We start from the raw sequence: 12,225 nt of genomic DNA on the forward strand, positions 1-12,225 counted from the left end.
TTGGCACGCTGTTGAGTTCTCAAGGTGCGGACGCTTCCTTCGTTCCTGTTTCCAGGCCCTCCGGGCGCTTCCTTCGTTTCCGACTCTATCAGATCTTTCCGATCCGATTTCCTCGGTGCTTTCCGGTCCCGATTTGTTTTTCTCGGGGCCTTCCGGCGCGTTCCGACTTTATCAGATGATCTCGGTCGGATTTTCCACCTCCCGTTCCGCCGTCCGAGCGCACTGCGGCGCTGGGGCTTCCCGTTCTGGTGGAGCCGTAAACGTACTGGAGCGGGGCTCCCCGATGCAAATCGAGGCGCCCCGCTCCGTGACGCTGCTGGTCAGGCCCTTCGGGCTCAGACCTCGACGACGACCGGGAGGATCATCGGCCGGCGGCGGTAGGTGTCGGAGACCCACTTGCCGACGGTGCGGCGGATCAGCTGCTGGAGCTGGTGGGGCTCGACGACGCCGTCCTGGGCGGACTTGTTCAGCGCCTGCTCGATCTTCGGGAGCACCGCGTCGAAGGCGGAGTCCTCGATGCCGGAGCCGCGCGCGTGGACGTGCGGGCCGCCGGTGATCTTGCCGGTGGAGGAGTCCACCACCAGGAAGACCGAGATGATGCCCTCCTCGCCGAGGATCCGGCGGTCCTTCAGGGAGGACTCGGTGACATCGCCGACCGAGAGGCCGTCCACGTACACGTACCCCGCCTGGACCTTGCCGGTGATGCGGGCGCGGCCGTCGACCAGGTCGACGACGACGCCGTCCTCGGCGATGACGATGTGGTCCTTCGGGATGCCCGTCATCGCGCCGAGCTCGGCGTTGGCGCGCAGGTGGCGCCATTCGCCGTGGACCGGCATGAGGTTCTTCGGCTTGCAGATGTTGTAGAAGTACAGCAGCTCGCCGGCCGAGGCGTGGCCCGAGACGTGCACCTTGGCGTTGCCCTTGTGGACGACGTTGGCGCCCCAGCGGGTCAGGCCGTTGATCACGCGGTAGACCGCGTTCTCGTTGCCCGGGATGAGGGACGAGGCCAGGATGACCGTGTCGCCGGGGACGATCCGGATCTGGTGGTCGCGGTTGGCCATCCGGGACAGCGCCGCCATCGGCTCGCCCTGGGAGCCCGTGCAGACCAGCACGACCTCGTCGTCCGGGAGGTCGTCGAGGGTCTTCACGTCCACGACGAGGCCGGCCGGGACCTTCAGGTAGCCGAGGTCCCGGGCGATGCCCATGTTGCGGACCATCGAGCGGCCGACGAAGGCGACCCTGCGGCCGTACTCGTGGGCGGCGTCGAGGATCTGCTGGATGCGGTGCACGTGGCTGGCGAAGCTCGCCACGATGATCCGCTTCTGGGCGTTGGCGAAGACGTTCCGCAGGACGTTGGAGATGTCCCGCTCGTGCGCCGTGAAGCCGGGGACCTCGGCGTTCGTCGAGTCCGTCAGCAGGAGGTCGATGCCCTCCTCGCTGAGGCGCGCGAACGCGTGCAGGTCCGTGAGGCGGTTGTCCAGCGGCAGCTGGTCCATCTTGAAGTCGCCGGTGTGGACGACCATGCCCGCCGGGGTGCGGATCGCGACCGCCAGGGCGTCCGGGATGGAGTGGTTGACCGCGATGAACTCGCAGTCGAAGGCGCCCAGGCGCTCGCGGTGGCCCTCGGCCACTTCGAGGGTGTACGGGCGGATGCGGTGCTCCTGGAGCTTCGCCTCGATCAGCGCGAGGGTCAGCTTGGAACCGATGAGGGGGATGTCCTGCCGCAGGCGCAGCAGGTACGGCACGCCACCGATGTGGTCCTCGTGGCCGTGGGTCAGGACGATGCCGACGACATCGTCGATGCGGTCCTGGATGGTGGTGAAGTCGGGCAGGATCAGGTCGACGCCCGGCTGCTCCTCTTCGGGGAAGAGGACGCCGCAGTCGACGATCAGCAGCTTGCCGTCGTACTCGAAGACGGTCATGTTGCGGCCGATCTCGCCCAGGCCGCCGAGCGGGGTGACCCGCAGGCCGCCCTGGGGGAGCTTCGGCGGGGCGCCGAGTTCGGGATGCGGATGGCTCAAAAGACTCTCCTCACCACACGCGCCACGTACCGGTCGGCACGTGGCGCGCATGACAATCGTGCACTTGCTGTTGTCGGTTTTCAGTTGTCGCGGTCTTGAGTTGTCACTGTTCAGTTGTGAAGTCGGATGTCAGAGGTCTACCCCGCCGGCGGCCAGGTCGACCTTGAGCTGCTCGGTCTCCTGGTCGGAGAGCTCGACGAGCGGGAGGCGCAGCGGACCGGCCGGAAGGCCCTGGAGGGCCAGCGCGGCCTTGGTGGTCATGACGCCCTGGGTGCGGAACATGCCGGTGTAGACCGGGAGCAGCTTCTGGTGGATCTCGGTCGCCTTCTCGTGGTCGCCCGCGAGGTGGGCGTCGAGGAGGGCGCGCAGGTCGGGGGTGACGACGTGGCCGACGACGGAGACGAAGCCGACGGCGCCGACCGACAGGAGCGGCAGGTTGAGCATGTCGTCGCCGGAGTACCAGGCGAGGCCGGAGCGGGCGATGGCCCAGCTGGCGCGGCCGAGGTCGCCCTTGGCGTCCTTGTTGGCGACGATCCGGGGGTGCTCGGCGAGCCGGACGATGGTCTCGGTGTCGATCGGGACGCCGGAGCGGCCGGGGATGTCGTAGAGCATCACCGGGAGGCCGGTGGCGTCGGCGATCGCGGTGAAGTGCCGGTACAGGCCCTCCTGCGGGGGCTTGTTGTAGTACGGCGTGACGGCGAGGAGGCCGTGGGCGCCGTCGCGCTCGGCGGCGCGGGCCAGCTCGATGGAGTGGTGGGTGTCGTTGGTGCCGATGCCGGCGACGACGTGGGCGCGGTCTCCGACCGCCTCCAGTACGGCGCGTACGAGCTCCGATTTCTCCGCGTCGCTGGTGGTGGGGGACTCGCCGGTGGTGCCGTTGACGACGAGGCCGTCGTTGCCTGCGTCCACCAGGTGGGTGGCGAGTCGCCGGGCGCCGTCGAGGTCGAGAGCGCCGTCCGCCGTGAAGGGCGTGACCATGGCGGTGAGGACCCGCCCGAAGGGGGTCTGCGGAGTGGAGATCGGAGCCATGGGTAACACGCTACTCGCTGCTCAGCGCCGGGTGTCCCCTCGGGGGACGTGAGAAGTGGAGCCCGGCACTGCCTGCTCGGGGGTTCAAGCAGTGCCGGGTCCGTTTGATCAGCCTAGATGAACTTCACGAAACGTCGCAATACGGACACTTCGTGAGAGTGGACGAACATCTGTGCCCTACGGCGCGACGCGTCCGTTCTTGTTGAAGGCGTCGTGGGTCAGCGGCATCAGCCGGGCCCAGTGCTCCTCCATCTTCTCGCCGACCATCTCGATCTCCCGCTGCGGGAAGGACGGCACCGCGGCCAGCTCGTGCTGGGTGCGCAGGCCGAGGAAGTGCATCAGCGAGCGGGCGTTGCAGGTGGCGTACATCGAGGAGTAGAGGCCGACCGGGAGGACCGAGCGGGCCACCTCGCGGGCGACGCCGGCGGCGAGCATCTCCTGGTACGTCTCGTACGCCTGGCGGTACGAGTCCTCCATCGCGCGGCCGGTCAGCTCGTGCTGGGCCTCGGTGCCCTCGACGAAGACGTACTTGCCCGGGCGGCCCTCCTGGACCAGCTTGCGGGAGGCGTCGGGGACGTAGAAGACCGGCTGGAGCTCCCTGTAACGACCCGACTCCTCGTTGTACGACCAGCCCACCCGGTGCCGCATGAACTCGCGGAAGACGAAGATCGGGGCGCTGATGAAGAAGGTCATCGAGTTGTGCTCGAAGGGGCTGCCGTGGCGGTCCCGCATCAGGTAGTTGATCAGGCCCTTCGAACGCTCCGGGTCCTTCTGGAGCTCTTCGAGGGACTGCTCCCCCGCCGTGGAGACCCGGGCCGCCCACAGGACGTCGGAGTCGGCCGCGGCGCTCTTGACCAGTTCGACGGTGACGTCGCTCCTGAGGTCGATCTTCGCCGGCTCGGTGGGGGTGTCGGTCACCAGGAGTACCTTCCAGTCGTCTGTGGGGCGGGCCCAGGTTAGCGCGAGTCCGTCTGAAGGATGAGATTGGGCTGCTTCGGTGAAAAACGGCACCAAACCCTCTCTCCCCTCGTCTGTACCTGTGAGGCGTACGACGACCCATGAGGAGAGTGGCATCCATGTACAGGCGGGACGAGGCCGTACCGTTCGCGTTCGTGGCGGAGGCCGACGAATTCCGCAGTAACGTCACTCCACCGCCTCGGGAGCGGCTCAGGCCCGGGCAGGTCGTCGGACGTACGCTGCTGGGACTGATCGTGGCCGCCGGACTCGTCGGCTCGCTCGTCCTCGGGATGCCCTCCCTCGACAGCACGGACTCGCCCGCGCGCCAGCAGCAGTCCGAGGCCTCCGACAACCGCTGAGGTAGCCTCACCGGGCACTGCCCCTTCGAGCGTGCTTGTGAGTGAGGAACCGCCGTGCCCCTGCCCTTCCTGACGGCCGACCGTGCCTTCGACGCCGACGCCGACGACGCCGTCGCGCTGCCGTTCGACGACCACGACCAGTGGCGCCGTCCGTACCGTCCGGGGCCCTACCGGGTCGGTGCGGCGGCGCTCGCGCTGCTGCTCGCCTCGTTCGTGCTGCTCGCCGCGGTGATCATCGCCGCCGCGGGCGCCGTCGGCGGGGCGGGCGTCACCTTCGGCTTCGCCGTGCTCATCATCCTGGCCGCGCTGCGCCTGCTGCGCATGGGCACCTGGGTGAGCCGCGCCGGCGTGCGCCGCGTCGGCTTCCTCGCCACCCGCACCACCCCCTGGGCGAAGGTGTCCGCGGTCCGCACCGCGCAGCAGCCGGTGCGCTGGCTGAACCTCCCCCGGACGGTCCAGGGCCAGGCCCTGCTCCTCGACCGGACGGCCGGCGAGCAGCTGGTGCTGCTCACCGACCACAACGCCGACTTCCTCTCCCGGATCGAGGCCTTCGACCGGGCCGCCGACACCGTCGAGGCCTGGTACGCCGAGTACGGCGTCAGGCGCTGACCGTCCGGCCCTCGTGGAGGGCGATGGCCCGCTGCATCGCCTTGCGGGCCCGGGGGGTGTCGCGGGCGTCGTGATAGGCGACCGCGAGCCGGAACCAGCAGCGCCAGTCCTCCGGGGTCTCCTCCGTCTCGGCCTTGCGCCGGGCGAAGACCTCGTCCGCGGAGTCGCGGTCGATCCGGCCGCCCTGGGTGCGCTTCAGCTCGTCGACGGGCAGTCCGCCCTCGGCCTCCAGCTCCGCGGCCAGCCGGTTGGCCCGGCGCGCGAAGCTGGTGTTCTTCCACAGGAACCAGCCGCCGACGCACGGCAGCAGGAACGCCACCGCGCCCATGCCCATGGCCGCCGGCTCGCCGGTCAGGAGGAGCAGGACGCCCTCCATCGCCACCACCCCGAAGACGAGCACGAGGACGGTGGCGAGGAAGACGTACGTGATCTTGCCGCCCATGACCGTCAGCCCAGGTCCAGGAAGTGCTCCAGGCCGAACGTGAGGCCCGGGGTGCTCACCACGCGGCGGGCACCGAGCAGCACGCCCGGCATGAAGCTGGAGTGGTGCAGCGAGTCGTGGCGGACGGTCAGCGTCTCGCCCTCGCCGCCGAGCAGCACCTCCTGGTGGGCCAGCAGCCCCCGGAGGCGTACCGCGTGGACCGGCACGCCGTCCACGTCGGCGCCGCGGGCACCGTCGAGGGCGGTCGCGGTGGCGTCCGGCTGGGCGCCCAGACCGGCCTCGGCGCGGGCCTTGGCGATCAGCTGGGCGGTGCGGGTGGCGGTGCCGGAGGGGGCGTCCACCTTGTTCGGGTGGTGCAGCTCGACGACCTCGACCGACTCGAAGTACGGGGCGGCGAGCTGGGCGAACCGCATGGTGAGGACCGCGCCGATGGAGAAGTTCGGGGCGATGAGCACGCCGGTCTCCGGGGAGGCGGCGAGCCAGCCGTTCAGCCGCGCGAGGCGGTCCTCGGTCCAGCCGGTGGTGCCGACGACGGCGTGGATGCCGTGGCCCACGCAGTACTCGAGGTTGGCCATGACCGAGTCGGGAGTGGTCAGCTCGACGACGACCTGGGCGCCCGCCTCGGTGAGGGCGGTCAGCTCGTCGCCGCGGCCCAGGGCCGCGACCAGTTCCATGTCCTCGGCGGCCTCGACGGCCTTCACGGCCTCGGAGCCGATACGGCCCCGGGCGCCGAGGACCGCCACGCGCAGCTTGCTCATCGCACTTCTTCCTTAGGGGGTGGTCAGGAGACGGCCTGGTGGAGGCGGTCCGCCTGCTTGTCCTTCAGCGGGCCTATCACCGAGAGCGATGGCCGCTGGGTCAGCACGTCCCGGGCGACCTCCCGGACCTCGTCCGGGGTGACGGCCGCGATCCGGGCGAGCATGTCGTCGACCGACATCTGGGTGCCCCAGCACAGCTCGCTCTTGCCGATCCGGTTCATGATCGCGCCGGTGTCCTCCAGACCGAGGACGGTGGAGCCGGAGAGCTGGCCGACGGCGCGGGTGATCTCCTCGTCGGTGAGGCCCTCGGCGGCGACCTTGGCGAGCTCGTCCCGGCAGATCCGCAGCACGTCGTGGATCTGGGCGGGGCGGCAGCCCGCGTAGACGCCGAAGAGGCCGCAGTCGGCGAAGCCCGAGGTGTACGAGTACACGCTGTAGGCGAGACCGCGCTTCTCCCGGACCTCCTGGAAGAGGCGGGAGGACATGCCGCCGCCGAGGGCGGTGTTCAGCACGCCGAGCGCCCAGCGGCGGTCGTCGGTGCGGGCCAGGCCCGGCATGCCGAGGACCACGTGCGCCTGCTCGGTCTTCCGCCCGAGCAGCTCGACCCTGCCGGCCGTGCGGATGGCCTTCCGGCCGTCGCGCGGGGCGATCGGGGCCGCGTCGGTACGGGTGAGGGCGCCGGCCTTCTCGAAGGCACGGCGGACCTGGCGTACCACCGTGGCGTGGTCCACGTTGCCCGCGGCGGCGACGACCAGGTGGGTCGGGTCGTAGTGCTTCTTGTAGAAGCGGGCGATCTGACCGCGGGAGAGCGCGTTGATCGTGTCGACGGTGCCGAGGACCGGGCGGCCCAGCGGGGTGTCGCCGAACATCGTCTGCGCGAACAGGTCGTGCACCACGTCGCCGGGGTCGTCCTCGGTCATCGCGATCTCTTCGAGGATCACGCCGCGCTCGGCGTCCACGTCGGAGTCGAGGATGAGCGAGCCCGTGAGCATGTCGCAGACGACGTCGATCGCCAGCGGCAGGTCGGTGTCGAGGACCCGGGCGTAGTAGCAGGTGTACTCCTTCGCCGTGAAGGCGTTCATCTCGCCGCCGACCGCGTCGATCGCGGACGAGATGTCGAGGGCCGAGCGCTTGGCCGTGCCCTTGAAGAGGAGGTGCTCCAGGTAGTGGGTGGCGCCGTTGAGCGCCGGCGTCTCGTCGCGGGAGCCGACGTGGGCCCAGATGCCGAAGGTCGCCGAGCGCACCGAGGGAAGGGTCTCGGTGACGATCCGGAGGCCGCCGGGGAGGGTCGTGCGGCGGACGGTGCCGATGCCGTCCTTGCCCGGGAGAAGCGTTTGGGTACGGGCGACGGCCCGCCCCTCGGAAGAGGGGCGGGCCGTCGTCGCGGAACTACGGGACGTCACGAGGAGGCGTCGTCCTTCGTCTCGTCCTCGCCCTCGATCACGGGGATCAGGGAGAGCTTGCCGCGCTGGTCGATCTCGGCGATCTCGACCTGGACCTTGGAGCCGATCGCGAGCACGTCCTCGACGTTCTCCACGCGCTTGCCACCGGCGAGCTTGCGGATCTGCGAGATGTGCAGCAGGCCGTCCTTGCCGGGGAGCAGGGAGACGAAGGCACCGAAGGTGGTGGTCTTGACGACCGTACCCAGGTAGCGCTCGCCGACCTCCGGCATGGTCGGGTTGGCGATGCCGTTGATCGTGGCGCGGGCGGCCTCGGCGGCCGGGCCGTCGGCGGCACCGATGTAGATGGTGCCGTCGTCCTCGATCGTGATCTCGGCGCCGGTGTCCTCCTGGATCTGGTTGATCATCTTGCCCTTGGGGCCGATGACCTCGCCGATCTTGTCCACGGGGATCTTGACGGTGATGATCCGCGGGGCGTTGGGGGACATCTCGTCCGGGGTGTCGATCGCTTCCATCATCACGTCGAGGATGTGGAGGCGGGCGTCGCGGGCCTGCTTGAGGGCCGCGGCCAGGACGGAGGCCGGGATGCCGTCCAGCTTGGTGTCGAGCTGGAGGGCGGTGACGAACTCCTTGGTGCCGGCGACCTTGAAGTCCATGTCGCCGAAGGCGTCCTCCGCACCGAGGATGTCGGTGAGGGCGACGTAGTGCGTCTCGCCGTTGATCTCCTGGGAGATCAGGCCCATGGCGATACCGGCGACGGGGGCCTTGAGCGGCACACCGGCGTTCAGCAGCGACATGGTGGAGGCGCAGACCGAGCCCATCGACGTCGAGCCGTTGGAGCCGAGGGCCTCGGACACCTGGCGGATCGCGTAGGGGAACTCCTCGCGGGTCGGGAGGACCGGCACGATCGCGCGCTCGGCGAGCGCGCCGTGGCCGATCTCGCGGCGCTTCGGGGAGCCGACGCGGCCGGTCTCGCCGACGGAGTACGGCGGGAAGTTGTAGTTGTGCATGTAGCGCTTGCGGGTCACCGGGGAGAGGGTGTCCAGCTGCTGCTCCATGCGGAGCATGTTGAGGGTGGTGACGCCCAGGATCTGGGTCTCGCCACGCTCGAACAGGGCGGAGCCGTGCACGCGCGGGATGGCCTCGACCTCGGCGGCGAGCGTACGGATGTCCGTGACGCCGCGGCCGTCGATGCGGACCTTGTCCTTGATGACGCGCTCGCGGACCAGGGCCTTGGTCAGGGAGCGGTAGGCGGCGGAGATCTCCTTCTCGCGGCCCTCGAAGGCCGGGAGGAGCTTCTCGGCGGCGAGCTCCTTGACGCGGTCGAGCTCGGCCTCGCGGTCCTGCTTGCCCGGGATGGTGAGGGCCTGGGCCAGCTCACCGCGGACGGCGTCGGAGAGGGCGGCGTACACGTCGTCCTGGTAGTCCAGGAAGATCGGGAACTCGGCCTCGGGCTTGGCGGCCTTGGCGGCCAGGTCCGACTGGGCCTTGCACAGGACCTTGATGAACGGCTTCGCGGCCTCCAGGCCGGCGGCGACGATCTCCTCGGTCGGCGCCTCGGCGCCGCCCTTGACGAGGGTGATGGTCTGCTCGGTGGCCTCGGCCTCGACCATCATGATCGCGACGTCGCCGTCCTCCAGGACGCGACCGGCGACGACCATGTCGAAGACGGCGTCCTCGAGCTCGGTGTGCGTCGGGAACGCGACCCACTGGCCCTTGATCAGCGCGACGCGGACGCCGCCGATCGGGCCGGAGAAGGGCAGGCCGGCCAGCTGGGTGGACGCGGACGCGGCGTTGATCGCGACGACGTCGTACAGGTGGTCGGGGTTGAGCGCCATGATCGTGGCGACGACCTGGATCTCGTTGCGCAGGCCCTTCTTGAAGGACGGGCGCAGCGGGCGGTCGATCAGACGGCAGGTGAGGATGGCGTCCTCGGAGGGACGGCCCTCACGGCGGAAGAAGGAGCCGGGGATCTTGCCGGCCGCGTACATCCGCTCCTCGACGTCCACCGTGAGGGGGAAGAAGTCGAGCTGGTCCTTGGGGCGCTTCGAGGCGGACGTCGCCGACAGCACCATGGTGTCGTCGTCCAGGTAGGCGACGGCGGAGCCGGCGGCCTGACGGGCCAGACGGCCGGTCTCGAAGCGGATGGTGCGGGTGCCGAAGGAGCCGTTGTCGATGACGGCCTCGGCGTAGTGGGTCTCGTTCTCCACTATGGGTTTCTCCTACGTTCGTCTTTGGTCCGGGCGCCCGTGTGGCGCGGGACGGGTGCGGGAGAAGCTGTGAAGTGGCGGGCCGGTCTTCGATCGAAGCACCCGGGGACTTCGCCCGGGGGCCACTACCGAGGACCGGCGGCGTGCCGGCTGCTTCTCGCGCGGTCGTTCTTGTGGCGTTCTGCGACCAGAGTAAATGCCGGTCGGTACTTCGCGCACGTACAGCAAAGGGAGCGGCCCCCTGAAAGTGGGAACCGCTCCCTCCACGGCGTCCTTACTTGGCGCCGCCGGCCGCACCGCGGCGGATGCCGAGGCGGTCGACCAGCGTACGGAAGCGCTGGATGTCCTTCTTGGCCAGGTACTGCAGCAGGCGGCGGCGCTGACCGACCAGGATCAGCAGACCACGACGGGAGTGGTGGTCGTGCTTGTGGGTCTTGAGGTGCTCGGTCAGGTCCGAGATGCGGCGGGACAGCATGGCGACCTGGACCTCGGGGGAGCCGGTGTCGCCCTCCTTGGTGCCGAACTCGGCCATGATCTGCTTCTTGACGGCGGCGTCGAGAGCCACGCGGTTCTCCTCAGGTTTCGTGCCCACGAGTGCCCCTGGTCTACATCTCAGGGGAGCTTCCGTGACTCGGGAGCGGAGGTCCGGTGCGCGCTGTCCCCCGAAGCGGGGCCGATGCGGGGCATCGGCGGGGTGCTGCTGGGTGCTTCGGGGAGTGCGTACACAAACGGCCGTCACACAGCGTACCAGGCGGCTCAGGAGGTGAGCGCCCGGATGGAGTGGTAGACGTCGAAGACGGCGAGGCAGAGCGGCAGCAGCGTGAGCAGCACGAACGTCTCCGCGATCTCCAGGAAGCGACCCCAGAAGGGGGTGACGCCCTTGCGCGGGACGATCAGGCCGATGGCCGTGAGGAGCGCGGCGACGGCGGCGATGGCGGCGGAGAGCCAGACGGTACGGATGTCGAGCGCGGTGCCGTCGCCCTTCAGGGCCTCCAGGAGGAGCTCGACCGGCGGGTTCAGGGCGAGGCCGAGGCCGAGCAGGACGAGGGAGCCGAGGCCGGCCGCGAGGGCGCAGCCGACCTGCGCGGTGTAGCGGAAGAGGTGGGCGCGCATCAGCATCGCGACGCCGGTGGCGAGGGCGAGGAGCTGGCCCCAGACGGTGTCGGAGAAGCCGAGGACGGCGGCGGAGCCGACGGCGACGAGCGCGCAGCCGCCGACGAGGCCGACGAGCAGCTCGTGGCCGCGGCGGGCCTGGGCGGCGATCCGGGCGGCGTCGACCGGGCCCTGGGGCTCGGCCTCGGAGCCGTATCCGCCGACGGTGGTCCGGGGCGGTTCGAAGCCGATCGGGAGGCGGGCGAAGCGGGTGGAGAGGCCGGGCAGGAAGGCGAGCGCGCCGACCGCGAAGGGGGCGCAGACGGCGGCGGTCTCGGCCGGGGTGAGCGCGGTGAGGATGGCGGCGAAGGCGACCAGCATGCCGACGGCGGAGGCGAAGACGAAGGCGACGAAGGGGCCGTCGCCGCCCGGCGACACGATCGTGAGGATCACCGCGCAGACGAGGACGGCGGTGCAGGCGAGCAGGAACTGGAGCTTGCCGATGCCCTGGCCGGAGGCGAGGGCGAGCACTCCGGAGCCGGCGACGGCCGCGTTCGCCATCGCGCCGGTGCCGAGGGCCACGGCGGAGCCGCGGTCGTCGTAGACGCGGGCGCGGACGGCGGCGAGCGCGAGCAGCAGGACGGCGGTGACGCCGGCCAGGACGCCGGGCAGGCCGTGCATGTCGTGGCGGGGCTCGGACGTCCACAGGACGAAGGCGAGCAGGACCAGGAGGATCGCGCCGCCGAAGAGTCCCGCGCCGCGCATCAGGGCGTCGGACCACAGGGTGCGGTCCTTGGCGACGGCGGAGGCGACCGCGTCGGAGACGTCGTCGAAGACGGCCGGGGGCAGCGACTCGGCGAAGGGGCGCAGCGACAGCAGCTCCCCGTCGAGGATGCGCTGGGCGGCCAGCGAGCGGCTGCCGTCGAGGACGGTGCCGTCGCGGCGCACCAGGTGGTAGCCGACGGGGGCGCCGGGCGCCGGGGTCTGGCCGGAGAGGCGGAGCACCTCCGGGTAGAGGTCGGCGAGGGCGACGTCCTCGGGGAGGGCGACGTCGACGCGGCCGTCGGGCGCGACGACGGTGATCCGGCAGAAGCCGGTGCCGCCGTGGAACACGGTGGTGGGAGCCGACTGGCCGGCTCCGCCGGCCGTGGCTGGGGCCGTCATACTCACCTGCTGCTTCCCCTCGTGGTGATCCTGGTGCTCCTGGCCGGCGCGTCCGGTCGCCGGCGCGCGGCCGCGGAGCGGCTCGTGGACCGTGGTCCGGGAGCTGCGGATATTGCGCTCCGAATGACCCGATTTTTGCGATAGTTCATGGCCACGCAAATATTTCGGGCCACCCTACCGCCCA

General features: G+C 70.3%; 11 protein-coding genes. 2 read left to right on the forward strand and 9 right to left on the reverse strand.

What is annotated here, in order from left to right; all coding sequences use genetic code 11:
* Positions 1–335 precede the first annotated feature (335 nt).
* The 3 genes from AB0E19_RS13635 to thyX form a co-directional block, all read right to left on the reverse strand.
* The gene (locus tag AB0E19_RS13635; protein WP_169094380.1) at positions 336–2,021 is read right to left on the reverse strand and encodes a ribonuclease J; all 1,686 of its coding nucleotides are present in this window, start codon (positions 2,019–2,021) and stop codon (positions 336–338) included.
* Positions 2,022–2,150: 129 nt separating this feature from the next.
* Entirely contained in the window at positions 2,151–3,050 is a 900-nt protein-coding gene (gene dapA / locus AB0E19_RS13640) for a 4-hydroxy-tetrahydrodipicolinate synthase (RefSeq protein WP_362178098.1), read from the reverse strand.
* 177 nt (positions 3,051–3,227) lie between these two features.
* A complete protein-coding gene (thyX, locus tag AB0E19_RS13645; RefSeq protein WP_362178101.1) occupies positions 3,228–3,968 on the reverse strand; it encodes an FAD-dependent thymidylate synthase in 741 nt (246 codons plus the stop codon).
* Positions 3,969–4,126: 158 nt separating this feature from the next.
* On the opposite strand from thyX, the gene AB0E19_RS13650 reads away from it, so the two are divergent.
* Positions 4,127–4,366 carry a hypothetical protein gene (locus AB0E19_RS13650; protein WP_362178104.1) on the forward strand — a complete coding sequence of 80 codons (240 nt, stop codon included), beginning with the start codon at positions 4,127–4,129 and terminating at the stop codon, positions 4,364–4,366.
* 54 nt (positions 4,367–4,420) lie between these two features.
* Positions 4,421–4,975, forward strand: a complete 555-nt coding sequence (locus tag AB0E19_RS13655; protein WP_362178107.1) for a hypothetical protein — start codon at positions 4,421–4,423, stop codon at positions 4,973–4,975.
* Here AB0E19_RS13655 and AB0E19_RS13660 read toward each other — a convergent pair.
* From AB0E19_RS13660 to eccD, 6 genes are all read right to left on the reverse strand, one after another.
* The gene (locus AB0E19_RS13660; RefSeq protein ID WP_189949961.1) at positions 4,965–5,417 is read right to left on the reverse strand and encodes a hypothetical protein; all 453 of its coding nucleotides are present in this window, start codon (positions 5,415–5,417) and stop codon (positions 4,965–4,967) included. The two genes, AB0E19_RS13655 and AB0E19_RS13660, sit on opposite strands and share 11 nt — an antisense overlap.
* A gap of 5 nt (positions 5,418–5,422) precedes the next feature.
* The gene (dapB, locus tag AB0E19_RS13665) at positions 5,423–6,175 is read right to left on the reverse strand and encodes a 4-hydroxy-tetrahydrodipicolinate reductase (protein WP_360611154.1); all 753 of its coding nucleotides are present in this window, start codon (positions 6,173–6,175) and stop codon (positions 5,423–5,425) included.
* A gap of 23 nt (positions 6,176–6,198) precedes the next feature.
* A complete protein-coding gene (locus AB0E19_RS13670) occupies positions 6,199–7,578 on the reverse strand; it encodes a pitrilysin family protein (RefSeq protein WP_362178112.1) in 1,380 nt (459 codons plus the stop codon).
* Positions 7,575–9,785 (reverse strand): polyribonucleotide nucleotidyltransferase, encoded by a 2,211-nt coding sequence (locus AB0E19_RS13675; RefSeq protein ID WP_362178115.1) that lies wholly within the window; start codon positions 9,783–9,785, stop codon positions 7,575–7,577. The genes AB0E19_RS13670 and AB0E19_RS13675 overlap by 4 nt, the downstream gene beginning before the upstream one ends.
* A gap of 274 nt (positions 9,786–10,059) precedes the next feature.
* Entirely contained in the window at positions 10,060–10,350 is a 291-nt protein-coding gene (rpsO, locus tag AB0E19_RS13680) for a 30S ribosomal protein S15 (protein ID WP_128976159.1), read from the reverse strand.
* Between the two features lie 191 nt (positions 10,351–10,541).
* Positions 10,542–12,047 (reverse strand): type VII secretion integral membrane protein EccD, encoded by a 1,506-nt coding sequence (gene eccD, locus AB0E19_RS13685; protein WP_362178119.1) that lies wholly within the window; start codon positions 12,045–12,047, stop codon positions 10,542–10,544.
* Between the last annotated feature and the right edge of the window lie 178 nt (positions 12,048–12,225).

The sequence above is a fragment of the Streptomyces sp. NPDC047974 genome (genome assembly GCF_040653375.1).
In the GTDB taxonomy this organism is placed as follows: Bacteria; Actinomycetota; Actinomycetes; order Streptomycetales; family Streptomycetaceae; genus Streptomyces.